Source organism: Pseudomonas sp. GOM6 (genome assembly GCF_029537485.1).
In the GTDB taxonomy this organism is placed as follows: domain Bacteria; phylum Pseudomonadota; class Gammaproteobacteria; order Pseudomonadales; family Pseudomonadaceae; genus Aquipseudomonas.
Genome location: NZ_JARPUS010000005.1, coordinates 220,325 through 240,993 on the forward strand (window position 1 = coordinate 220,325; position 20,669 = coordinate 240,993).

A 20,669-nucleotide genomic window follows, 5' to 3' on the forward strand; every position below is an offset into this window, starting at 1 on the left:
TAGCAGACAACGGACTTGCGGAGTTTTTTATGAGTCTCAAATTTAAGAGTTTATTCAGTGTTGCCGTACTGGCAGCTTCCTCGCTGTTTGCAGGTGAGTCCATGGCTGCTGATGTTTGCTATTACAATGCCAACACAAGCTCGGGTGGCAGTGCTGTATATCTGTATGGAAGTAGTTACACGTGGACTCTTAATAACCAGAAAATCTCAGGAAGCTCAGCCTCTCAGATTTCTTATGGCGGGAATACCTACTATCGTGGGGCTAAGCGGACAACCTTTTCTCTAGGCCGTGCCGGGGAGTTGAAGTCCTTCGAGATTTGTATGCTGGATCCAAACGTGGCTCCATCCGTCACGAACTACTCCATGACGATCAATGAAGACACTACAGGGACAAAGGCAGTGTCAGTTACTGATCCTGATGCGGGTGATACTCACACTTTGGCTGTGGTCTCGAAGTCCGGATACGGGACATCATCGTTTTCCGGGTCGACATTCACCTTCAAGCCGGACCTCAACTGGAACGGTTCCACTACAGTGACCTTCCGGGCGACGGATTCGAAAGGCGCAGTTTCTAACATTGGAACAATGTCCATTACGGTGAATCCGGTAAACGATAAGCCTGTCGGAATCCAGTACGAGACCAAGTGATAGCCCCGTTTAATGATTGTTGCATGTCTCATTGATAGGTCTATATTGGAGTACCTAACCAAGGAGTCCCCATGTCCCAGCTAGTCGAATACCGTGAAATTCAGAAAACCATTGCCCAGATGACTGCTCGCCTGGGCGAGATGGAAAATGATCCTACGCTGAAGAGCGAAATGGAGTTCGAAGATAAACTCAAAGCTCTGCTTGGCGAGTATGGAAAGACACTCAAGGACGTGATCGGCTTGCTGGCGCCCGAGATGCTCCCAGCAGGTAAAGCGGCCACAGGTAAGCGTACCCGCCAGCTCAAGGTATACATCAACCCTCATACCCAAGAGCGTGTTGAGACCAAGGGTGGTAACCACGGCACGATCAAGAAGTGGAAGGCCGAGCATGGCGCTGCAGCTGTAGAGGGCTGGGTTCAGAAGTAACCGCCACTCGTTGACCTTAAAGGCCAGGTTCTCCTGGCCTTTTTCTTTAAGTGGCGCTGCACCCTCAATACGCCCTAATTGGCACTGACACACCTTCTCTCAGTGCAACCATGGGGCTGTCTATTGCAGCCTCTATGGTCCCCGTCATGCTCACCTTTGTGACCGACATCTGCTCCCAATCGGAGCCAGACATTTTGCAACCAGTCCAATTCGAGGACCTCGTCATTACCAACCATGATGGTGAGGAGATCGCTCGTCGACGCCCGCCTGCCGGTGGTTGGTCTCATGGCCTTCTCACAGATCTGGCCGAGGAACTCGCTTCGCTTACACGTGACGGTGCAGAAGCGGCCATTGGAGGCGTTTGGGTAGGCAGCACTGAGGTTTAGAAACCTCGAAATCCCCCGGTTGCATATCCCATTTCTCATGCGAGGTTGGGTCAGGAAGTATTTCCTAGACCAGGAACATTCGCATGACAAAACCCGTATTGAGCCTTGATGACCTCAAGGCAAGGATCCTTCCCGAGCTATTTGCTAACCCATCCAGGCTGGGTGAGTACGGCGCATCCGAAGATTCGAAGCTAGCGATCGACGAGCTGTCCAAGCTCATGGAGACCGGCGCTGCGTCGGCATTGGCCGACAAGGTTGCCGAAATCCTCGCGAAGATGACGGATGCCTCTCCCGAGCATATTTCGAAGCCCCCCAGCTTCATGGCCAGGATGTTCGGTACCGACGTGGAGCGGACGGTGAAATACCGCTTTGCTCGGCACCGACTCGAAGAGCTGATCGCTGACGCCGAGGGGATGGCTCAGGGTGTGCAAGACACCCTGCACTCCATCGATCGCTTGATTGGTGTGCACTCCCAGGACACTGAGCGCCTGAGGACGCTCATTCAGGCTGGCCGAGAGTTCCTGCTTGAGAACCCGTCCGTTGGGGCTGTTCCTGAAGGGGCAATGGAGTTTGACCGCCCGCGTGAGCGCCTAGCCCGCAAGTTGGCCAACTTGGGCACGTTGCTCGCCTCCCATGAGCTCAGCATTAACCAGATGAAGCTCACCAAGGCCCAGGCCCTGGACCTGCTCGACCGCTTCAACGAAACGGTTTCTGTGCTCGTCCCGGTGTGGCGCCAGCACTCCCTCACTCTCATCACCACCAAGCACATCAGCCCTGCGCTCGTGGCAGAAGCAAGCCAAGCGCACCAAGCCTTGATGAAGAGCCTTTCCGCCAGCCTCGACGGTATCTCGAAGCACTAAATCCAGTAAGGGGAAAACTTAGATGACTACTCAAACAGCCACGATGCTGGTCCCTAACCTCGGCACCCTCGACCTGGGGAACCTGGGGCTTCAAGAGTCAGACATTGCCGAGATCAACCAGGTAGCAGTTCGAATCCAAGCGGATAACCCACTTTCTGTGGCAGAGTTCGGACGGGACATTGCAGAGCATACCGCCAGCTATGCTGATGACCTGCTCGATCAAGTGCGCAATCGAGACCTCGATGTCGCCGGCGAGAAGCTCACAGAAGTTGTTTCGGTGGCGCGTGCACTCAACATCGGCCCGCTCTCCGACCGCCGTTCGCGCATCCCCATCATCGGCCCGCTGATCGACAAGGTACGTCTCAAAGGGACTGATCTGATGGGTGAGTTCAATACCACCCGTGAGCAGATTGAAACCCTCGTTGCAGAAGTGGGGCTGACCCAGAGCTCTCTTTCCCAGCGTAATGCCGGCCTGGAAGAGATGTACCTGAATGTTCGCGAAGAGCACCGCATGCTCGGCATCCATATCGCGGCGGGAAAGATACGCTTGGCTGAGATGAAGCAGTCTGCAGATGTCATGCGAAGCAACCTGGCCAACAACCCGGCCAGGGTCCAGGAACTGTCCGACATGGACAGCTTGATCTCCAACCTCGATAAGCGCATTGGCGATCTGACAGCCCTGCAGCAGTCTGCCATGCAGAGTCTCCCGACCATCCGCATGATCCAGGCGAACAACACTCTACTGGTCGACAAGTTTCACACCATTACCGAGCTCACTGTGCCGGCGTGGAAGCGCCAGTTCATGCTCTCGCTGACCCTCCGAGAGCAACGCAATGCGGTCGAGCTGGCCACAAAGATCGACGATACGACCAATGACCTGTTGAAGAGAAACGCTGAGCTCCTGCACCGGAACTCTGTCGAGACAGCACGGGCCAACCAGCGTCTGGTCATCGACGTTGAAACTCTGAAGCAGGTTCAAGAAACGCTGATCAAGACGGTTGAAGAGGTAATCCGCATCCAGCGTGACGGTGTTGAGAAGCGCCAAAATGCCGAGAAAGAAATCCAAGGCATGCGGGTCGATATGCAGAAGCGCCTTGCTCGCTCCGATGAGCGGAAGGAGCTGCACTGATGGCTGATCGTCCGTTTCGCCAACTTTTCAAAGAGCTCTTCACCGGTGGTTGGCCAGAGGGGAAAGATACTTCTGAGCAACCGCGGGCCAGTCCGCATACTGCCGAGTTCGCGGAGCCATTGCAGCAGCTGGCTTCCCGCGTAGCCAGGCTTCGTGCTGTTTCTGCGCGTTCGATGTCGATCGGCCTTTCTCTGGCAGTAATGGGAATTCTGGCCATTTTCCTATCGTGGGTCTTTGGGCCAGCGGCTGACCTGGAATCGGTCGAAGTACCTTCGGCGGTGATGGCACTCTTTGACCCGCCGGCTGAGATCAGTGCTGGGCGGGGAGGCAGCACCCCTGGCCATGGTTTTGCTGCCCTGGCGGACACTCTGGATGTGACAGCCATTCTCGATTCGACTTTGTTCAGGGTTGTTTCTGGAATGGCCATGCTCGTAGGCATAGCTTCGGCGATCATTCGCCAGAGTTTTGTCCCATTCATCGGGGCCGTGTTTATAGGAGCATTTCCTACAGTTGCGAGCGCCATGTTCGAGACTATCGCCGTCGGCGGGGAGGCGGCTGCAGGCCGACTCGTTGAGCAGGCAGTTCCAAGGTCCAATCCTTTGGATGATGCGTTACGGGAAGGCTCATTCGCTCAAGTGAGGGAGGTCATCAGCAGTTCTGCGTCCATCTCTGACCCCGACAAGGTCTTCATCCTGGCGCAAACTGCTCTGAAGTTCCGGGCGAAGGAGGGGGAGGTCATTCGCCAGGGGGCGGCGGCTATTCGCGAGGGGCGTGTGACCATCAACGTTCCCGCACAAACTGCCTATGCACTGGAGCACGCGGCAGATGGAAAGGCCCTTTCTTCGACGGCTACCCAGTACGAGAAGCAGGCTTTAAGTAAGGCTGCAGGCTGGAAGGCTGGCGGATTGACCATGCTGGGTATCGGGAGTGCTTCGCTACTGCTGATGCTGTTCTGTCAGATAGTCGCGGCCCGGATGCACAACTTGCTTCAACGGGTTCGGGGCATGCTCCAGGTGCTCGACCAGAGCTTCTAGGTTGCCAAAATGAAAATGCCCGCAGATGCGGGCATTTTTTGTCTGTGCGCTATGCGGTGGCAGGTGCCGGCCCCTTGAGGCGCATGAAGATACTCCACGGAAGCATGAGCAGGCCGAGGATGCAGATGGCAGGAATGACCAGGAGGTTGTAGAGCTCACCGACCTGAACGATCGCGTTGAGTGCTTGTGTCGCGAGCCACAGCGCGGTGTGAACGATGGCCATGGCCAGGAGAGCCTTTTGATAGACCTCCCGGCCAGCGATCAGGTCATTGGCAGCCAGTATCACCAACGGGGCGGCAAGGAAAATCAGCATGTACAGGTAGCCGGCCATGTTGACCTCATCCTGCTGCAGGATTGCGTAGGTGGCCAGGCCGGCAGGGGCGAGGTAGCAGCCTACATAGGTGGCAAGTGTGCGTGCTTTCATAGGACCCTCAGGAGATAGTTTCAGGCTTCTATTGTTCACGCTAAATGCACGGTGCTATCTGCAATTAGACCCCGGTTGTGGGGCCGAACCTGATTGACGGTGTAGGCCGGTGTTCATACCATAGGGGTTCTGCTGGTGCCTTTGTTGGTGCCATCCCTAGCTGTCCTACAGCACTCTTACGACCCGCCAGTATCCCTGGCTGCGTCTTCTGATCCCTCCCTGGGGTCTACTCAGCTTTAATACCAATCGCTCCCGCATTCGCGGAGGCATAACCCGTGCGGGCACTTTCCCCCGTCCGGGTGGAGGTGCCTGCTTCACCTGGAGGCACCAAATGTCACTTAAGTCGATCAGTTCTTTCGCACAGTCCCTGAGCAATCCACTTGCTCGACGCTCTGCGCGGATTGACGTTGTCCGGATTGTTGAGCTTCCCCACGAGGATTCCGGGCTCCAACACAGCATCATCCGTATGCACAACCTGCATATCGACTCCAAGCGGAAAGACAGAAGTCGCTTCTTCCGCCGCGAGCCGCTTGTAGTCATGAATCCCGGCAACGGTGAGAAAGTCATCCGCTATGCCATGGGCAATCCGGGTGGTCTTTCGATCAAGAAGCACGAGGTCTCTCTCGATTACGACGCTATCGCAACCCTGGGTGTGCGATTCAATCGGGACGTTGAGCTCGTGGTAAGAAGGGCCAGTACGCTGGAGATCATGTCGTGGTTCTTTAACTACCCCGATCTTGGCATACGCTGGTCGATGCGCCTTGGCCTACTCGGCGGGGCGCTGGGGGTGATCGGCCTGATCATTGGTCTGCTACCGTTCATGTTGCCCCGATAAGTCAAAGCCCGGTCTCGAAAGAGCCGGGCTTTTCTTTTGAGCGAGACGCCGACGCTTCAGGTTCATTCGTCGAGACGTGCGGTTATCTTGTACCGGATGTCATGGCGCCCATTCGCATCCCTGATTCTTCGCCGCATCTCAGAGACTGCTTTGCTGTTGCTTTCGGCATACAGGTGCTCGGACCACGCGCCGTGCGTGTGTTGGGAGCTGTAGGTCACTATTTCAGGTACAACGCTGACCAGATATCGACGACTGAGCTGTTCAACTGTCTTGCGGGGCTTTGGGTTGGAAATCACCTTGGGTGGGGTGGCCCCTGATGCAGGTACAACGCCCAGGGCACGCTCAACCTCGGCGAGGGTTCCTTCGAATGGGGGATTACCTTGTCCGCTTAGGTAGGCGTAGTAGACGTGCACTGCCTCGCGCATGAGGATCCCGATGCGGGGGTCAGTGGGGTAGGGTTGGATTAGCTCTGTCATCGACCTTGCGCCGCTCTGCTTCGTGGTAATCAGTAGCTTCTCCCAGGCCTGGGGATATGCAATGCACAGTTTGGGTTGCATGTCGGTTCATGAGTGCTCAAATTCACCCGCAACCGCCCGGCGCTTTGCTGGACCCCTTCCTGCATTAGAGCGCCCGGTACTGACAGCAAAGAGAGGCATCATGAGCAACAAGGTAACCACGCAGGTATTCGAGCTCCCAGAGAACGACCAAGACCGGGCTAAATTCCTGGACGGCATCAAGCAGTTGGCTGAGGAATGCAAGGCGACCTGGATAGCTGGGTCGGTTCATGACGAAATTGCTTACGCAGACTTGCTCGCCGAAGAGCTGACAAAGGAAGTCGGCGAGTTGGCGGTCGAGGACCTGCGTCAGAAGTTCGAGAAGGGCCTTATTGAGGCCTGACCCTTTTACGGCCCTAACTGACCATTTGTGATTTGTTTCTGGGCTCACTATTGGTCCCTAGCTATCAAGCGTAGGGGGCCTTTGTGGACCAGAACCTTTGCAACGCCTTGCGTGACCTGCTCTTTGCGCAGAAATTTCAGTATCCGGGCAAGGGGTACACAGAAAACCAGTTCCGATTCGTGGCGGTCCTTCCGGATCATTCGGGCGCCTGTGATGCCCTGGTGCACTTCGCCTATGACAGTCCGGTTTGGGTTCGTGCAGGTGTGCCATCCGACGTTATCGACGTTGTTGAGCACATCCGGATCTTCATCCTCGGTACCGAGTACTCGGAGCATCAGATTGGGATCGTCAATCACCGCCATCTGCGCGATGGTTGGCCGCTTCCCTGGGAGGTCACTGCTCGTGCTGACCACCACAACTTCCCAACGATCGTTGCTGTTGAGCGGGCTGACGGTTCTGTTGCCGGTGCCGTGATGCGTGACCCTCACGTCTCGAACAGTGAGTTCAGGATTGCTGACGGATACGCGGAGCCGGCGGAGGCGAGCGCTCTGATTGAGCGGCTAAGGGCTGCCGAGCAGTACACCCTCGTCGAGGGGCTCTACAAGGATTCCGACATCGATGCCCCTTCTATTCTGGAGGCGGTTGCCACGTCTCCTAAGACTGTTCACGGCCAGGCAATGGTAATCCTCTACCGTGAAGATGAGTGGCTCAAAGGGCTGTGGAATGATCCAGAGATGGGCATTGAAATACCGATGACCTTAACCAAGGTCTCGACCCATCTGCCGTGCCGCGTTTCCGAGTCTAAGCGTGCCGAGCGGCCGGCGCTGGACGTAGCCCGAGACGGGCAGGTTATGGCAGGTGATTACCAGCTGCTGATGGCACTGGCCTCCCAGCTGCAGCCAGCCAGCTGCAGGCCTGAAGCCCTCTTCGAACTCAACCCTTGCGTGATAGAGCTGTGTGAATGGTGGAATCAGCGAGCCCCAGAAGGCCAGCGGAGCGCTGGGTGCTTCTCCCTTTACCTCTGGAAAGGCAAGGACAAGGTGTTCGTTCCTTGCCACGGTGGCGGGGAGCCACCGATGACAGCCGAGCAGATCGTCAATGTGCCCTGCTACTCGTTATTCGAGCAACCTGGTCAACCGACCCTGGCGGCAGTTTTTTACCGAGGCAAAGAGTTCAACGAGGCTTGTCCGATCGGTACGCAGGTCTTTTTCGCAGACGGACAGTTGGCCTTCGAGATCGGGCTCGACCCTGATGAAGTCGATGAGGCCTATAACTCAGTTACCGGTCTGGAAGTGTTGAGGCAGTCATTGCTTGCCATGAAGTCTGCCTAGCTGTTGAAACCCTGCCCACATTCCTGAGGGCAGGGTGCACGTAGCCGATGTCACTGCACTGGCGGTGCTGCGTCGAACTGCAGAACGGTTCGGAACTCAGCTGGGCGCTTGGGGTTGGTGATGCTGAACTTCTCGCCCAGCTTGGCCGGCCGGAACGCTGTGAACTGGGTGTCCAGGATCATTGGCGCCGGCACCTCAGCAGTCGCCTCAACGTACTGGGTGTGGTGGCCGTCAAACTGCACCAGCAACTGCCCTTGCGGTCCTTCGGTTACGGTCACAACCGCGGTAAGGCCCAAACGAACCGCGCCTTCGAGCACGATCGGCTGGTTGCAGGCTGGCTTCTGCCCGTCCTCTTGCACGTGGCAGGACAGCGCTAGACCGGAATGATCAGTCTTGAACTCTTCAGTTGAGATGAGCAGTGGTTGAGCTGGGCTCAGAAGGTACTTCTGCGAAGTCATACCACCGGCGTCACTGGGGTACTGAATCGACAGCTGCAGCGTAGGGGTGGCCAAAGCACAGCCCGAGAACAGCGCCAGGGCAAGTGCGTAGGGTGTTTTCCGGAATCGCATCAGCAGTTCCTTCCTGAATGAGATGAGCAGGGGAGTGCATGAACTGCATGAGTCCATGGATGAGCGGATATTTTGGGGCCCAGTTTGTGGCTGCAGGCCTTAGATAGGCCCCGTTTGAGGGGGCAAACCTCAGGGCCTCTTTGTGCTTGTGGTCGGGCGGCTGGTTCGCTATACGTAACATTCAAGATCACTTGTCACGTATTCGGAACATGGATTACGAGCTTATAGCCACTCGGCTCGGTGAGCAGATACGGCAACGCCGCCTCAATCGAGGGCTGACCCAGGCCAAGCTGGCATCATTAGCGGGCGTCACCCGGCAGAAAATTATTGCCATTGAGAAGGGCGACCTGTCGGTAGGCATGGCGTCCTATGCCCGGGCTCTGGGGGCCCTTGACTGCGAGTTCGCACTGGTTCCAGCGAGGCTGCCCACGCTGGACGAAATTCAGGGTGTCTTCGACTGAATAGCATCGTTTGGGGTCTGGCATAGCCATTTGGCGAAATAAGGCTCATCCATCACCCTCGTTCCTGTCGATAAAGAACGGGGGTTGCAGTTTTGACGTTGGTGAGATGCTCAGTGCATGAGACTTACCTTTGGAGCTGACATGTATATCGTTCCGACCACTATTCCTCCCGTCCTGACCCCAGAAGTGCGTAAGCGCGTGATTGCTGGTGCTGTACAGGATGTTGAATCCACCCTGAGCCGAAAGCTGGGTGATACTGATCCTCATGGCCTGCGGCCTGCCGTGCTTGGGGAGTGTCTTGCCCGCTCAGGTCAGGCGGGGCCTGCATTCAATCCGGCGCACCTGGAGGATGTGGCTAACGCCTACATGGTGTCGGTGATGTCTGAGTTGGTTGGAGAACTGTCCTTCATCCACCAGGTGCTGGCCTGCGGAGCCATGTGTGACGGCTTTTCAGGGCTCCAGGCTTGCACTGCTGACAATGACTATGGATACAAGGTCTTCGCAGTGCTGAATGGCAATCGCGGCTTCCTGGTCTGCCTGTCTGAAAGTGCAAACGATGCTGCTGATTCGGTGACCGAGGTTCATCTGCGAAGCCTTCGGGCTGATGAAGTGGGCAGCACCAGCGCACTCGAAGCCTTGCTGTCGTCCGGCATGGAGGTGGCCATCCGCATTGGATCGAGAAGTCCTGTGGATCGAGGCTATCTGATCTCTCTTATCCCCACTGAGGTTTCGCCGCCGAAGTGGATCGCCGGCGGGGCGCTTGCTGACTGGAGTGGTCTAAGCGCAGCTGTATCCGACCTGGTGGCATTGGGTGCAGAGTTGAGGGCTTCCGCATGCTGACTTTCGCCTTGATCGGGCTCTCCATTTGCGCAGCTGGCGTGCTTGCCATGGGAGCCGCGTATTGCCGCCTGCTGCGTGAGTATCAGGCGCTTGCCCTGGGTGAGCGCGAGACAGTCATTGAGAAATCGTTCTGATAGCTTTGCAGGCCGGCGGTAGTTCGGTCCCCTGATTGGCCCGAACTCGTTATCTCCCACCAACTGGCTGGGGGAGAATTTTGCATGCCCTCCCTGGCGATCCTGTGCCAGGGTACCCTGATGTGAGCATGCCCATGACCGCCCAGCAAACGATCGACTCCCTTCTTGTCTCTCCCGCAACCAGCTCCTGGCTCAAGTCTGCCCTTCAGGGGGCATTGGAGCGCGATCCAGTGGACGCTGCTAATGACGCCGAGCTCCTCGCCAGTCTTCTTGCAGCACGATTTGATGAGCAGCACAGCCAAACTCCCGGCCAGGGAATGAGCTAGCGACTCCGGCCGCCTGGGCGCAAGCCAAAACGGCCCGCGGCCTTGCACTTGCAGCTTGCATTTTTACAGGCCGTGAGAAAGTCGAGCTCATAGCCCATTGGTGCCGATACGAGAGCTCCCATGTCACAGATCCTCACCGTCCAAGACGAACACGCAAATGTTGAGCGGATCACTTCCTCGCTCGATCTACCAGCTTTTGGCCAGTGGTACTGGGTGAAGGAGGAGGGGTATGCAAAGTGGTTCGGCTGCATCACGAAGGTCGGAAGCAACTTCTTTGAGCTTCGCGGCCCATGCAGTGGTAACGGGTACCACTCAACTCGTGTCCACGTTGATGATGTGGATCAATGCCTGACGTTCGAGCCCAACTACAAAGCCGTGCTTGATTCCAAGGTCGCTGATGCTCGTGCCGAACTTGACCGTCTTATGGGCGAGCTCAATGCGTTGAACGCGAGCCTTGGTGTTGGCCCTATGCAGCGCCTGCAGAATCAGAGAGCCCAGGGGGACAACGCTCTGGCTGTCTTGTCGACCCAGGTCGATATCGAAGGCTACAAACAGGCTTTGATCGAGGCGAAGGCCGAGAAGATCCCGGCGCTCAAGGAAAGCCTGCGTAAGGCTACAGAGCGCCTGACGGCATGGATGAAGGCCGAAGTGATTGTCCTGGACGCCACGATCGCTGAGAACACAGATGTGGTCGACGGGATCAAGGACCGTCTTTTCAGCATCGAACTGTACGCAGGCTTGACCGAAGAGATTGTTCAGTTCGCCTCTGGTCGCCCGGCAGTTGAGACTGAGAAGCTCCGGGTGTTCCAACGGATGCTGTTCTGTGATGAAGAGGCCCTGCTTGCCTACGATGACGGCGGCATGGACATCACTAACATCCAGTCCTTCGATGCATGGCTGGCTCGGCCTGTGAACCGGGACCGGATTTTGCCGTACCCGCGCTGCGTGGTCGCCATGCGGGTACGTCGCAACAAGAAGGACCGGGAAAGTGACGGTACTCTGCGGGGACTCCTGCGGAACATGCACCTTGCCGAGGGTGACAAGTACACCTTCCTGTTCATTCGCAATGGAGAGCAGCTCTACCGCATCAGCACCGCAATGGAATTCGATGAGCTGATTTTCCCTGAGCTTTCATCCTTCGACCCAAGTGAGCCGATGATGATGAAGACCTGGGGGCGCCGAGTCGACAAGGTCATGACTCGCCGGGAGTACGATGCACTCTGTGAAATCTATGCCGACTTTTTGAAGTGGAAAGAGGATAGGCCGCCGAAGGAAACCTGGTGGGCTGGCAACTATCCACGGTCCAGCGAGCTGGGGCATTTCACCCCGGATGACTGGAAGCCATTCGATGATTCCAGCGTCTATTTCGATGAGGCGATGGCCAAGCTAGAAGCTGAGATCAAAGCCTATAACCGCGTGGCCGTAATCATCCAGGGGCTGTTTGATCGTTCCGAGTGCCTGCTACCGCACAAGCGTGTCCGCAGCTGGACTCAAGAGGGCTTTGCAGAAGCAATCGAGCTGATCTACGACGGCATGGGCCTGACTCATGGTGAACCCCCGAGCTTCGAGGCCTACCGGCTGCGCTGCAATGCCGAGATCAATGAGAACTCCGTACTCGTTGGGCAAGAGCGACTCTGGCTGCTGCGCGAGGGCGAAGCCGAAAACCGGCGCAGGGCTAGTAGCTGGCGGCATCACGCTGACAGCCCTACCGTAACCACGTTCAAGCCGTACGGTGACCCAGGCCCAGGGTATCTGGCTAAACCAAAGAAGGTGATGAAGAGGGCCGAGAAGGTTGTCTTCAGCTGGGAGCGGAAAAAGCGCACCCGCGATCGGTTCGACTTCGCTCCTCAAAGCACCGTATCGACTTTGACCGTGCCGTTCAGCGAGCTATTCAATGTGTCCGCCTACCGGGCGGGCGATTACAGACAGTTCTTTGCCGACCCGCGTACCCGCGAGCAGTACCTGAAGTGGGCGCCATTGTTGATGGCAGCAGAGGACTACATCCATGGCCGCAAGAAAGTAGGCCCTAAAGACTGGAGGTTGGAGGACTGACCCTATGGCCCTGATCAATCAGAATAATCCGCTGGTAGTCACACTGCGGCGGGGGATCAAGACCCTGGTGGTTGTATCCTTCCTTGCGGTCGCAGGGGTGTCGACCTACAAGAGCTTCACCCGTGAGCCCGTCCTCACGCTGCCCTATGTAAAGCTCACCGGTGAAGCGGGGCCTAAGCTGGCCTGCGTAGATGGCGTGCAATACATGATGAGCGGTTTCCTGCCACAGGCTGCGAAGCTCGATGCCTCTGGACTTGCTCTCACCTGCAGTGAAGCGGGGACGATGCAGCAGTTCGACAGTCGGTACCGTCTCGCCTGTTACGAAGGCACTACCGTCGTGAAGTTTTACAAGCCACGTACAGACTCGATGTTTATCCTTTACGACAAGGACACGCGGCTTCCCAAGGGCTGCAGTTGATGCCTACTGGAGGCTGCTTGAGCACTTCGATTGACTTAGACCTTGCCATCGAGGTGGCAGTCCAGACTTACAAGGGGCGCTTCGACCTCGCCGGCCAGGCTTACATTCTCCACCCGTTGCGGGTGATGAGCCGCATGCCTGATGCACACACCCAGGCCCTGGCAGTGATGCACGATGTGGCGGAGTTTCTGATCGAAGGGATTTTAAGTACCGGTGAGGCCCAGGGTGCTCAGGCAGTGGATATGGCCTTCTCAATCCTGTCGACCAAGGGTTTCCCTCAGGCGTTTCTGCAGGATCTGTTGCTACTGACCAGGCTGCCCGGTGAAAGCTATATGGCCTATTGCGCTAGGGCTGGATCAAAGCCGGCGTCAAGGAAGGTTAAAATCGCAGACATAGAGGACAATATGGATCTGACCCGTCTTCCTGTTGTCAGCGATGCCGACCTTCGGAGGGTCGCCAAGTACGCCAAGGCCCGCCGTCGCCTGTTAGAACTCGAAAAAGCGTGACAGCTTCCTTAGAACCCAGCCTGTTATGACCCCTGGTTAGCCATGAGTACAACCCCATTTCCTCGAATCTTGAAGCCTTGCCCCTCTTGCCCTTGGCGGGTCGATCAAGAGGCTGACGACATTCCTCATTTCGAGCTTGCCCTTGCCGAAAGCCTGGCCGAGTGTTCGCCAGACGCTAAGGGGATGGGGCCAGACTTCGCCAGCAGCTGCTTTGCATGCCACCAGTCGAAGGTTGGTGAGGAGTTCGCGTGTGCCGGTTGGCTGGCCACTGTCGGGCACCGGCACCCGAAAGTTCGCCTGGCAGTAACAATGGGGCGGCTCCCCGTAGAGGCGCTTACTCCCGACCCTGATGGCCCCGAGCTCCACGCGACCTATGTCGAGGTGCTTGAGAAGCTTCGCCGCACCACTAAGTCATAGAGGTGACTTTCTTCCCAGCCAACACCGGGGAGATTGGAGGGGCTTATTGGATCATTTCCTCGATCCCGCTGGGGGATCAACCAACACGAGGATTTGACCATGGCTAAACACGACGACGATAACCGCTCACAACAGCTGAACCCGGAACACGATGCCTATTGGCAATCTCGCGGGGAAGATGAACGCCCTGACGACTGGCAGGATCGACTGGACGAACAGGATTGAATCCTGAGGGAGGGCCCGTGCAGGGCCCTCCCGCTACCCTATGCGGCTCGCCGGGTAGCCTTTTGAATACCGACCCCCATTGCCCTTTGCTCGATCAAGTAGGTGTAGCGGTCAATGATCGATTGCGGGGTGGTGTATTGGGCCTGGAAGCCCATCAGCTCAGAGATGCTGCTGCGTACCTCTGCCAGCTGGACGGCCTCGCTCCAGGAAGGAACAGCCTCTGGCCAGCCTTTCGAGAAAAGCATGTGGGCCGGTATGGTTGCCTCAATTTCGACACGCTTTGCAGCCTTGGCTTTTGCGGCCGGGATTTGGGCGCGAAGTTCATCGGGCAGCAGGTGAGGCGCGACATCGCACAGCCAGCGGTTCCCCTGGAAGGCGAAGCCAGACTTGAGCTCAAGACGACACATGCGGATGTAGATGCTCTGGTTGTCCGGGCAGGTCGTGGAGTTCTGCAGGTCTGCAATCGCCGACATGATGCAGAAGGTGCAACTGACCCTGGACATGCCATACCGGGTGTAGGCTTCATGCAGCGGAAGCCCTGCATGCACAATCGCGTACACCACGTCCTCCACTGGCCAGTCGATGATCGCGTTCCAGAACACCCCTGCAGCGTTCTTGCGTTGGAGTTTCTTCACCGGCCCCGAGACTGCCATCTTCGATCGGGCCGTGCTCTCCTGACGGCGCACGCCAGTGACGTTTAAAATTGCCTGGCCCGGGAATCGTTTTTTCAACTCGGCCGAGATTAAGTCACCCTTCAATTCGCTCGTACAGAAGCGGAGAGCCGGCGTTGACCACGGCAGGATGAGCTTGACGCAGGCCAGGTCCTCGAAGCGCTGAACATTGCTCTCCCAGCGCGACTCCCAGCGCTCCATCAACCCGCCAGCCTTTCTGCTGACTACCAGCAGCTCCCACCCAAGATGAGCAGCAAGGCGCCGGCAGCCGTCCAGACTCTCGCGCCACTCAACGACGCCGAGGCAAGCATGGATTAGTACCTTGGGCCCGGTGTGGCCAATAGCGTCCAGGTGGCGGCTGACGGCGATGGCGCATGCGTCAGAGTCTTTGCCGCCGCTGACGCCAATGGCCACTACGCAATTGCTGTCGAGCAGTGCCGTGACTTCAGGCGTCAGACTGACACTGTTGGGCTTGCCCTTAGCCGCAAGGGCCGGGGTGATTGGGAAGGTAGGTTCAGAAAGGTCGAGCAGTTCAATTTGTGCGGCAGATGCATTGGTGATCATGGGGTGCGTCCTGTGGGGCCATGACCAGATCTTCCCAGGCTGCTCAGATATGCAACCTGGGCCACCAATCCATCGGGCTTGCAGTTTTGATTCCAGGGGGAAGATAGGGGTGTTCTGCGTGCATGGGTGTCGAGCCTTATCCGTGGAACAACAAATGGGTCTGCCCTGGGCAGGCCGGTATCCATGTCACCAATGGCCCCAGTCGGTGAACTAGGTCGACCTGTAGAGGGTCTTCAAGGTTTGGCGGTTGGAGTCGAGCCGGGCAGCGCAAATGAGGGCGTTCGTACAGCGTCCAGCCGGCGTGCCCGGCTCAGGCAAGAAGGGAGGTACAATGGCGACCTATGCACAACGCTTCGTCAACGAAGCAAGGGACTTGATGCCCTACCAGTCCGACCTGCAGACGCTTGCGCTGGAGATCGACAACCCCACTGAAATCAGTGAAGTCATGGTCCCTAAAGGCGAGTATGTGGCAGGTATGACTACTGTGATTTTGGCTCTCCTGGCGCGAGAAGACGCCAGGGTGTACTGAGCTGATGGACAACTCCACCAAGGATTATCGAGTGTCGAGCACTGAAACAAAACGTCGTGGATCGTCCGGGCTTGCTTACATAATCCTGGTCATCGTGATCTCGTATGTGTGGATTTCCCCTTCGTCCAGCAAATTCGTGATGAATAGTGAGGCCTCAGCCAACGGTTATGCTTTGGCGGCTGAACTTTGGCCTCCGCTTTCTTCTGAAGCCAAGGGGAAGGTTGCCTGGATCTACAAGAAGGGTTACCTGACGCGAAATGACATCACCAAGATCATCAGCATTGCCCTCGATGAGAAGCCTGCCGGCGAAGGTGTTTCGTCTCAGCCGAGCAAAACCTATGGCGATGACCCCAGCCTGTCGGATGGCTGGATGTGGCGCGAGGTTACCGGTGAGCTGGCCTCGTATAAGGCAAAAGATGCTTTCGAGGCCGAACTGCAAGCCGCTGGCGTGACCTGGGCCAGTCCCGCTAAACGTGACGGCTTTGGCTGGTGGATCCTGTGCCCGTGGTGTGCTCCCCCTTCGGTCTATGCACGCTGACTTTTCAAATCTCTACTGGGCGCCAATGGCGCCCAGTTGCATTTCTGGCTCTTCGAAGACAATGGGCTCAAGCAAATATGGAGACCTGTCATGAACCCACTGTACCCACCGCTGAATTTGCCGGAGCTCGATCCGGCTCTCCTCAAACCGCGCCTGCAGGTCCAAACCAGAACGTTCTATGCGGACAGCCTGCCTGGCAGTAAGGCGACGGTTGTTCGATTCTGGGATACCCCAAAAGGCGTGTTCGTCCGACTGAACTATGGCAAGAACCTTGGTGGCCAATCGCTGCTGAAGACTATGCCTGCAAACGTCCTGGCGCTCGCCTGAGATGCCGATCAAGTCGCTGTACTGTTCCAAGTGCCTGAAGCTCTACAAGCATCAGACAGCGCCCCGGTGGCTCAATGTCGAGGTGGTTGGGATTGATCAAGGTGGAGAAACGCCAGGTGCACGGTGCCTCTGCAGGACTTGCGGCCATACCTGGGTCAGTCGGGCAAGGGCAGGGCGTCGTGCAGTTCAGCGGTACCTGGGGAAGCAATAAGGATTGGTGATGCAAGAGAAAAACGAGATGACCGAGGAGCAGGCGCTCTTCACCCTCAGAGCCGGTGAGGCCTTCACGATCGAGCAATTGATGAAGGTGACGCTGTGGACTTACAACAAAGCTGCCCGTCAAATTGAGCTTTGGAGGCGGCGATCCTCGATTGTTAAGGTCGAAGGGGACGATACAGGTCGGTACCAGGCACTTTCGCCTGAGGAAGTCATCAAGCTTTGACCTTCTTCGGTAGGCATGAAAAAGGCGCCACTCTGCTGAGGGCGCCTTCTGCATTATGGGGTTACGCCCTTAGGTGCTCGATCGAGGTGTTGAAATCTGCCCAGCTCTTGATCAGGGCCGAATAGCCTTCAGTTACTGAAGCAAACCAATCCTTGCCCTTTTCGAGGTTCTGCATAGCCTCTTTGCCAGCTCGCTGAATTTTGGCCACGTCCTTCGGGGTGGCGTCTTTGGACAGCTTCTTCACCTTGGCACCGGTGGCCTCGACCATTGCTTGAAACTCGCGCAGAACCTCCATGTCGCAGCTGGTGCCGCTCTGGCTGAAGCTAGCAACCACCAAGTCAAAGAGGGCATCGAGCACCGCCTTTTGCTGGTTGGGGATGTTCATGTTCAGGCCTGGGCGGATCATGTCCTGCGGGACAGCTGGAGCCGTCACCTCGAAGAACGCAGCGCCCTCGCTGAGCAGCTGCGCCAGCTGGGAACAGTCGGCGAACGCATACTCGCCCAGGAAGTCCTGATAGATGCTGTTGATCTGGTCACCAACATCCTGCCCTTTGGCGATTGCATGGGAAGTTGAATCGATGCGGCGGATGAGGTTGTCGAAGTAGCTTTCGTCATCCAGGTAGGCGTTGAAGTAGAGGGGCATCGAATACTCGATGAGGCCGTGTGCGGTCGTTCTCACAGCGGTATCAGGGACTTTACCCCAGAGGTCGGCCGGCGACTTCAAGCTGTCGGAGGTCACCCCATAGAACATGCATGGCTGCTCGAAGATGTCGCCAATCGCAGGAGTGGTGACTGCTACGACCATGGCCAGTCGGCCCGGCAGGGTGCGCATCAAGCAGCTGATCACCAGCTTGACCACCAGCATGTCGACTGGGATGAGGTGAGGGTCATCGAGCTTCTTGACCAGTAAACCGATAGCGATCAAGTGCTGGCTGGCGCTGCGAAGCATCAGGCCTTGGTCGTGCAATGCTTTCATGGCCGGGAAATAGCGCTCAACGGCCTCGGCGAGCTCTTCTCGACGGCTGTAGGTCACGGTCATGTAGATCTGGTTGCAGGTGTCTGCGCCCAGAATGTCGAACATGACCTGGTTGATTTTGGTCATTGGCATGCGGTCTGCCGCATGGTGACGGAATTCTCCAGTCGGGTCGCAAGCCAGCAGAGCCAGGTCCAGGTCCAGGCGGTGGGTCAGACGATCGAGCGGGTCCATGTCGCGCAGGTTGCCCGCCTGCTCGATTTCCTGCTTCGACTGCATACGGCCGGCCAGCTTGCCAGCTTCACGGGCGATACGCAGTCCGCCGTACCACTTGGTCCAGACGGCGGTGCTGGTGGTGCGGTCGTGCATTTCTGCTGGCAGCGCAAAGGACATGCTCAGCGGGCCGACCATCGTCTGGTCTGCATCATCGGAGCGGCACATATCCCAGAACGAACCTTCGCCTTTCAGATCATCATATCGGCTGATGCGGGTAGGGGTGTACGAGGAAACGGGGAGGGCGTGGCTCATCATTAGCTCCATTCAACTATGGGCACATGATGAACGCCGGCAATTCGAGAATGGTGTGAGTTAGCCCCCTTGGAAGGGGACGAACTGCAGCGCTTTGAAATCGGACTCATCCTGGATAAGATGAAGGTTCTCCGTTGCCTGCATGCGCACGCAATCGGTGTTCCTTAGCTGCTCAGCAGCACTCTCAAACCCTCTCGGGCAATCCTTGCCCGTCTGGGCAGGACTGCCTCCTTGCTTAAGGAGTGTCCCTCATGAATCAACAAGTCTCGAACGCTATTGCAGCTGCAGAAGTTACTTCTGTTCGCGGTATCAAGCTTTCTGTGCCTGAGCTTTTTCAGGATCCTGCTTTCGTGGAGTACGTGAATAGCAGCTCTGTGATGACCTGGCACGATAAGAAGGGCCCGATAGCCGAGGATGACTGGGCTGATGTGGCTGTCTTTGTGGATCCGTCTATGACGGGGGAAGGCTCGGATAGCGACATGCCCTACTGGGATGTGTTGGTTGAGAAACTCAGATCAGTCACCGGTACAAACCCTTTCGGCGGCAACCATTTCATCCTGATTCTCACGAACTGCTGAGGTATCCCCAATGAACACAGCAACTGCTTTGGTGGGTATCCAGTGGCGTGGTTATCGCAGCGGCCACTTCTACGTCACGCTCTTCGATGCTGAGCACCGCAGCGCTGCGGTGGATGCACTGGAGCACCTGAAGCGGGCGGGCAGCCTGCCTGATTACAGTCCGGGTATGAATCGCGTTGAGCCCTTCGGCTGTATCGAGCTCGGCCACTGTAGTGATCGGCCTGCAGAGCACGAGGGTAGAAAGGTCTTCTATCTGGTTGGCGCTGAAACGATCCCTGTTTGTGATGACTAATAGATTAAGCCCGGCTTCGGCCGGGCTTTTTCATTTTATTGGGATCGTAAAGCCCATGCGAAACTACTTCCCACGAAGCCGCTGGCAACGCATTGCGTCAACTACACCTCGTCTTCCACCGCAGATGCGACCGCTGCAGGGAAAATGTAGATCGCGCCGTCATTCACGCGGCTAGCGGGGGCGAACCCGTAGGATTCAAGCCAGGCGGCCAGTTCAACCCCTTCACTCCCGTGATCTGAGTCGGGCGCATTGATGATGATCGCTGCGGCGCCAAGGTTTTCAGCCTTCTCAAAGAAGTGAGTCATCAGCCGGCTGCCGAGGCCGCGCCGGCGCATCGGCTCATCTACAAAGATCCGCTGTATGACCGCCACAATCGGGCACTGCTTGTTCAGGAGCCCAACGATAGCTTCTCCGTCTGAGCCGAGCTCGTCCAGGTAGTCCAGGAGCTCCTGATCTCCCGCTTCACACGCATAGCCAGACAGCACACCACCAGGGGCGCCCAGTTCGATAGCCTGATGTTCCATGCTGATCTCCACGATCGAGGTTCATGGCTATGATCGGCTGGCGACGGACCGTTGTGCGCGAGGTTTGGCCCGCCTTGCGGCTCGGCCGACCGGTTGCACTTCTTGCGGCAATGGCAGAATGGAAAGCATGACCAATCATCCCGAACCCATCCTGCAGGTCCTGCAGCACAAGTTGCCGAGCTATTCCCCCCGCACTGCTGAAAACGCTTTGGGGGCGGATCTGACTGTTGCTTTCGCGCAGGACTACTCAACGGCCGGCGAGCGCCTGACCAAAAAGATGGCGGGCGCAAAGTTCGTTGCTGTGCCGCTTGGGCAGCCACCGGTTGAGGCGGCCCGCCTACTGTACAAGGCCCTCAGGTACCACGATGCACGTGTCTTGAATGTTGCGGGCAATGGGATCTACACCCTGCAGGCTAACTGGACCCAGTCCAGCCTCAATCAGTGGGTGTACCAGGTGCTGGCGCTGGTGCATGAGCACTGGCCCCTGGTGACCGTTCGATCCGGCTGTCAAACCGGAGCAGACCTCGCCGGCTTGGTTGCGGCGTATGCATGTGGCGTCCGGAAGGTGATTGCACTGCTACCGCACGGGTTCATACAGCGCGGAGCGGATGGGATTGATCGCGAACACACCCAGTCAGAAATTCGAGAGCAGATTCTTGCTGGCGCCAGAGCGCTCACAATCTAGAAGCCTTGTTCCCCACCAGGTGAAGCTATCGCCCACAGCGATCGGCTGAGCGCCGGCATCATCAAGAAAGCCCTGGTATGGAGACATTCCCGCTCTGGAGTG

28 protein-coding genes are annotated in these 20,669 nt (G+C 57.2%); 22 read left to right on the top strand and 6 right to left on the bottom strand.

The window, feature by feature from the left end; all coding sequences use genetic code 11:
• Positions 1-29 precede the first annotated feature (29 nt).
• The 5 genes from P7A97_RS08490 to P7A97_RS08510 all read left to right on the top strand — a co-directional run bounded on the left by P7A97_RS08490 (position 30) and on the right by P7A97_RS08510 (position 4,481).
• Positions 30-647 (top strand): Ig-like domain-containing protein, encoded by a 618-nt coding sequence (locus P7A97_RS08490; protein ID WP_277689498.1) that lies wholly within the window; start codon positions 30-32, stop codon positions 645-647.
• Positions 648-718: 71 nt separating this feature from the next.
• Positions 719-1,072 carry a histone-like nucleoid-structuring protein, MvaT/MvaU family gene (locus tag P7A97_RS08495; protein ID WP_277689499.1) on the top strand — a complete coding sequence of 118 codons (354 nt, stop codon included), beginning with the start codon at positions 719-721 and terminating at the stop codon, positions 1,070-1,072.
• A 469-nt stretch (positions 1,073-1,541) separates the two neighbouring features.
• Positions 1,542-2,318 carry a protein KlaA gene (locus P7A97_RS08500; RefSeq protein ID WP_277689500.1) on the top strand — a complete coding sequence of 259 codons (777 nt, stop codon included), beginning with the start codon at positions 1,542-1,544 and terminating at the stop codon, positions 2,316-2,318.
• A 22-nt stretch (positions 2,319-2,340) separates the two neighbouring features.
• Positions 2,341-3,447: a toxic anion resistance protein gene (locus P7A97_RS08505; protein ID WP_277689501.1), complete on the top strand. Its 1,107-nt coding sequence runs from the start codon at positions 2,341-2,343 to the stop codon at positions 3,445-3,447.
• Positions 3,447-4,481, top strand: coding sequence for a hypothetical protein (locus tag P7A97_RS08510; RefSeq protein ID WP_277689502.1), 1,035 nt, complete (start codon positions 3,447-3,449; stop codon positions 4,479-4,481). Before P7A97_RS08505 ends, P7A97_RS08510 begins: the two co-directional genes overlap by 1 nt.
• Positions 4,482-4,530: 49 nt before the next feature.
• Here the strand turns inward: P7A97_RS08510 and P7A97_RS08515 are convergent, their stop codons facing one another.
• Positions 4,531-4,905, bottom strand: a complete 375-nt coding sequence (locus tag P7A97_RS08515) for a hypothetical protein (RefSeq protein WP_277689503.1) — start codon at positions 4,903-4,905, stop codon at positions 4,531-4,533.
• 466 nt (positions 4,906-5,371) lie between these two features.
• On the opposite strand from P7A97_RS08515, the gene P7A97_RS08520 reads away from it, so the two are divergent.
• A complete protein-coding gene (locus P7A97_RS08520; protein ID WP_277689504.1) occupies positions 5,372-5,740 on the top strand; it encodes a hypothetical protein in 369 nt (122 codons plus the stop codon).
• Between the two features lie 62 nt (positions 5,741-5,802).
• On the opposite strand, the gene P7A97_RS08525 is transcribed toward P7A97_RS08520, so the two are convergent.
• Positions 5,803-6,297, bottom strand: coding sequence for a hypothetical protein (locus tag P7A97_RS08525; RefSeq protein WP_277689505.1), 495 nt, complete (start codon positions 6,295-6,297; stop codon positions 5,803-5,805).
• A 100-nt stretch (positions 6,298-6,397) separates the two neighbouring features.
• Here P7A97_RS08525 and P7A97_RS08530 point away from each other — a divergent pair, with 100 nt between their 5' ends.
• Together P7A97_RS08530 and P7A97_RS08535 are read left to right on the top strand one after the other, a co-directional pair.
• On the top strand, positions 6,398-6,637 hold the full coding sequence (locus P7A97_RS08530; RefSeq protein ID WP_277689506.1) for a hypothetical protein: 240 nt from the start codon (positions 6,398-6,400) through the stop codon (positions 6,635-6,637).
• Between the two features lie 83 nt (positions 6,638-6,720).
• Entirely contained in the window at positions 6,721-7,968 is a 1,248-nt protein-coding gene (locus tag P7A97_RS08535) for a hypothetical protein (protein ID WP_277689507.1), read from the top strand.
• 50 nt (positions 7,969-8,018) lie between these two features.
• Here P7A97_RS08535 and P7A97_RS08540 read toward each other — a convergent pair whose 3' ends face one another.
• Positions 8,019-8,537 (bottom strand): hypothetical protein, encoded by a 519-nt coding sequence (locus P7A97_RS08540; protein WP_277689508.1) that lies wholly within the window; start codon positions 8,535-8,537, stop codon positions 8,019-8,021.
• A 209-nt stretch (positions 8,538-8,746) separates the two neighbouring features.
• On the opposite strand from P7A97_RS08540, the gene P7A97_RS08545 reads away from it, so the two are divergent.
• From P7A97_RS08545 to P7A97_RS08575, 7 genes are all read left to right on the top strand, one after another.
• On the top strand, positions 8,747-8,998 hold the full coding sequence (locus tag P7A97_RS08545; RefSeq protein ID WP_277689509.1) for a helix-turn-helix domain-containing protein: 252 nt from the start codon (positions 8,747-8,749) through the stop codon (positions 8,996-8,998).
• 141 nt (positions 8,999-9,139) lie between these two features.
• Positions 9,140-9,838 (top strand): hypothetical protein, encoded by a 699-nt coding sequence (locus P7A97_RS08550; protein ID WP_277689510.1) that lies wholly within the window; start codon positions 9,140-9,142, stop codon positions 9,836-9,838.
• A complete protein-coding gene (locus tag P7A97_RS08555; RefSeq protein ID WP_277689511.1) occupies positions 9,832-9,972 on the top strand; it encodes a hypothetical protein in 141 nt (46 codons plus the stop codon). Before P7A97_RS08550 ends, P7A97_RS08555 begins: the two co-directional genes overlap by 7 nt.
• A gap of 446 nt (positions 9,973-10,418) precedes the next feature.
• Complete coding sequence (locus P7A97_RS08560) at positions 10,419-12,350, top strand: hypothetical protein (RefSeq protein ID WP_277689512.1); 1,932 nt, start codon at positions 10,419-10,421, stop codon at positions 12,348-12,350.
• Positions 12,351-12,354: 4 nt separating this feature from the next.
• Positions 12,355-12,768, top strand: a complete 414-nt coding sequence (locus P7A97_RS08565; protein WP_277689513.1) for a hypothetical protein — start codon at positions 12,355-12,357, stop codon at positions 12,766-12,768.
• A 17-nt stretch (positions 12,769-12,785) separates the two neighbouring features.
• Positions 12,786-13,274: a hypothetical protein gene (locus P7A97_RS08570; protein WP_277689514.1), complete on the top strand. Its 489-nt coding sequence runs from the start codon at positions 12,786-12,788 to the stop codon at positions 13,272-13,274.
• A gap of 516 nt (positions 13,275-13,790) precedes the next feature.
• Positions 13,791-13,916: a hypothetical protein gene (locus P7A97_RS08575; protein ID WP_277689515.1), complete on the top strand. Its 126-nt coding sequence runs from the start codon at positions 13,791-13,793 to the stop codon at positions 13,914-13,916.
• 38 nt (positions 13,917-13,954) lie between these two features.
• On the opposite strand, the gene P7A97_RS08580 is transcribed toward P7A97_RS08575, so the two are convergent.
• Complete coding sequence (locus tag P7A97_RS08580) at positions 13,955-15,151, bottom strand: phosphoadenosine phosphosulfate reductase family protein (protein WP_277689516.1); 1,197 nt, start codon at positions 15,149-15,151, stop codon at positions 13,955-13,957.
• Between the two features lie 331 nt (positions 15,152-15,482).
• Here P7A97_RS08580 and P7A97_RS08585 point away from each other — a divergent pair, with 331 nt between their 5' ends.
• From P7A97_RS08585 to P7A97_RS08600, 4 genes are all read left to right on the top strand, one after another.
• Complete coding sequence (locus P7A97_RS08585) at positions 15,483-15,680, top strand: hypothetical protein (RefSeq protein WP_277689517.1); 198 nt, start codon at positions 15,483-15,485, stop codon at positions 15,678-15,680.
• 4 nt (positions 15,681-15,684) lie between these two features.
• Positions 15,685-16,218: a hypothetical protein gene (locus P7A97_RS08590; protein ID WP_277689518.1), complete on the top strand. Its 534-nt coding sequence runs from the start codon at positions 15,685-15,687 to the stop codon at positions 16,216-16,218.
• 90 nt (positions 16,219-16,308) lie between these two features.
• Positions 16,309-16,545 carry a hypothetical protein gene (locus tag P7A97_RS08595; RefSeq protein ID WP_277689519.1) on the top strand — a complete coding sequence of 79 codons (237 nt, stop codon included), beginning with the start codon at positions 16,309-16,311 and terminating at the stop codon, positions 16,543-16,545.
• Positions 16,546-16,765: 220 nt separating this feature from the next.
• The gene (locus P7A97_RS08600) at positions 16,766-16,987 is read left to right on the top strand and encodes a hypothetical protein (RefSeq protein ID WP_277689520.1); all 222 of its coding nucleotides are present in this window, start codon (positions 16,766-16,768) and stop codon (positions 16,985-16,987) included.
• Positions 16,988-17,048: 61 nt separating this feature from the next.
• Here the strand turns inward: P7A97_RS08600 and P7A97_RS08605 are convergent, their stop codons facing one another.
• Positions 17,049-18,488 carry a hypothetical protein gene (locus tag P7A97_RS08605; protein WP_277689521.1) on the bottom strand — a complete coding sequence of 480 codons (1,440 nt, stop codon included), beginning with the start codon at positions 18,486-18,488 and terminating at the stop codon, positions 17,049-17,051.
• A gap of 251 nt (positions 18,489-18,739) precedes the next feature.
• Between P7A97_RS08605 and P7A97_RS08610 the strand changes: the two genes are divergently transcribed.
• Together P7A97_RS08610 and P7A97_RS08615 are read left to right on the top strand one after the other, a co-directional pair.
• Positions 18,740-19,066 carry a hypothetical protein gene (locus P7A97_RS08610; RefSeq protein ID WP_277689522.1) on the top strand — a complete coding sequence of 109 codons (327 nt, stop codon included), beginning with the start codon at positions 18,740-18,742 and terminating at the stop codon, positions 19,064-19,066.
• A 10-nt stretch (positions 19,067-19,076) separates the two neighbouring features.
• Complete coding sequence (locus P7A97_RS08615; protein WP_277689523.1) at positions 19,077-19,358, top strand: hypothetical protein; 282 nt, start codon at positions 19,077-19,079, stop codon at positions 19,356-19,358.
• Between the two features lie 101 nt (positions 19,359-19,459).
• Here the strand turns inward: P7A97_RS08615 and P7A97_RS08620 are convergent, their stop codons facing one another.
• On the bottom strand, positions 19,460-19,882 hold the full coding sequence (locus P7A97_RS08620) for a GNAT family N-acetyltransferase (protein WP_277689524.1): 423 nt from the start codon (positions 19,880-19,882) through the stop codon (positions 19,460-19,462).
• Positions 19,883-20,009: 127 nt separating this feature from the next.
• On the opposite strand from P7A97_RS08620, the gene P7A97_RS08625 reads away from it, so the two are divergent.
• A complete protein-coding gene (locus P7A97_RS08625) occupies positions 20,010-20,567 on the top strand; it encodes a hypothetical protein (RefSeq protein ID WP_277689525.1) in 558 nt (185 codons plus the stop codon).
• Positions 20,568-20,669 lie beyond the last annotated feature (102 nt).

Bases quoted from the DNA above. Each gene is read 5' to 3' on its own strand.
- P7A97_RS08490 (WP_277689498.1), top strand. From the start codon at position 30: ATGAGTCTCAAATTTAAGAGTTTATTCAGTGTTGCCGTACTGGCAGCT.
- P7A97_RS08495 (WP_277689499.1), top strand. From the start codon at position 719: ATGTCCCAGCTAGTCGAATACCGTGAAATTCAGAAAACCATTGCCCAG.
- P7A97_RS08500 (WP_277689500.1), top strand. From the start codon at position 1,542: ATGACAAAACCCGTATTGAGCCTTGATGACCTCAAGGCAAGGATCCTT.
- P7A97_RS08505 (WP_277689501.1), top strand. From the start codon at position 2,341: ATGACTACTCAAACAGCCACGATGCTGGTCCCTAACCTCGGCACCCTC.
- P7A97_RS08510 (WP_277689502.1), top strand. From the start codon at position 3,447: ATGGCTGATCGTCCGTTTCGCCAACTTTTCAAAGAGCTCTTCACCGGT.
- P7A97_RS08515 (WP_277689503.1), bottom strand. From the start codon at position 4,905: ATGAAAGCACGCACACTTGCCACCTATGTAGGCTGCTACCTCGCCCCT.
- P7A97_RS08520 (WP_277689504.1), top strand. From the start codon at position 5,372: ATGCACAACCTGCATATCGACTCCAAGCGGAAAGACAGAAGTCGCTTC.
- P7A97_RS08525 (WP_277689505.1), bottom strand. From the start codon at position 6,297: ATGCAACCCAAACTGTGCATTGCATATCCCCAGGCCTGGGAGAAGCTA.
- P7A97_RS08530 (WP_277689506.1), top strand. From the start codon at position 6,398: ATGAGCAACAAGGTAACCACGCAGGTATTCGAGCTCCCAGAGAACGAC.
- P7A97_RS08540 (WP_277689508.1), bottom strand. From the start codon at position 8,537: ATGCGATTCCGGAAAACACCCTACGCACTTGCCCTGGCGCTGTTCTCG.
- P7A97_RS08545 (WP_277689509.1), top strand. From the start codon at position 8,747: ATGGATTACGAGCTTATAGCCACTCGGCTCGGTGAGCAGATACGGCAA.
- P7A97_RS08550 (WP_277689510.1), top strand. From the start codon at position 9,140: ATGTATATCGTTCCGACCACTATTCCTCCCGTCCTGACCCCAGAAGTG.
- P7A97_RS08555 (WP_277689511.1), top strand. From the start codon at position 9,832: ATGCTGACTTTCGCCTTGATCGGGCTCTCCATTTGCGCAGCTGGCGTG.
- P7A97_RS08560 (WP_277689512.1), top strand. From the start codon at position 10,419: ATGTCACAGATCCTCACCGTCCAAGACGAACACGCAAATGTTGAGCGG.
- P7A97_RS08565 (WP_277689513.1), top strand. From the start codon at position 12,355: ATGGCCCTGATCAATCAGAATAATCCGCTGGTAGTCACACTGCGGCGG.
- P7A97_RS08575 (WP_277689515.1), top strand. From the start codon at position 13,791: ATGGCTAAACACGACGACGATAACCGCTCACAACAGCTGAACCCGGAA.
- P7A97_RS08580 (WP_277689516.1), bottom strand. From the start codon at position 15,151: ATGATCACCAATGCATCTGCCGCACAAATTGAACTGCTCGACCTTTCT.
- P7A97_RS08585 (WP_277689517.1), top strand. From the start codon at position 15,483: ATGGCGACCTATGCACAACGCTTCGTCAACGAAGCAAGGGACTTGATG.
- P7A97_RS08590 (WP_277689518.1), top strand. From the start codon at position 15,685: ATGGACAACTCCACCAAGGATTATCGAGTGTCGAGCACTGAAACAAAA.
- P7A97_RS08595 (WP_277689519.1), top strand. From the start codon at position 16,309: ATGAACCCACTGTACCCACCGCTGAATTTGCCGGAGCTCGATCCGGCT.
- P7A97_RS08600 (WP_277689520.1), top strand. From the start codon at position 16,766: ATGCAAGAGAAAAACGAGATGACCGAGGAGCAGGCGCTCTTCACCCTC.
- P7A97_RS08605 (WP_277689521.1), bottom strand. From the start codon at position 18,488: ATGAGCCACGCCCTCCCCGTTTCCTCGTACACCCCTACCCGCATCAGC.
- P7A97_RS08610 (WP_277689522.1), top strand. From the start codon at position 18,740: ATGAATCAACAAGTCTCGAACGCTATTGCAGCTGCAGAAGTTACTTCT.
- P7A97_RS08615 (WP_277689523.1), top strand. From the start codon at position 19,077: ATGAACACAGCAACTGCTTTGGTGGGTATCCAGTGGCGTGGTTATCGC.
- P7A97_RS08620 (WP_277689524.1), bottom strand. From the start codon at position 19,882: ATGGAACATCAGGCTATCGAACTGGGCGCCCCTGGTGGTGTGCTGTCT.
- P7A97_RS08625 (WP_277689525.1), top strand. From the start codon at position 20,010: ATGACCAATCATCCCGAACCCATCCTGCAGGTCCTGCAGCACAAGTTG.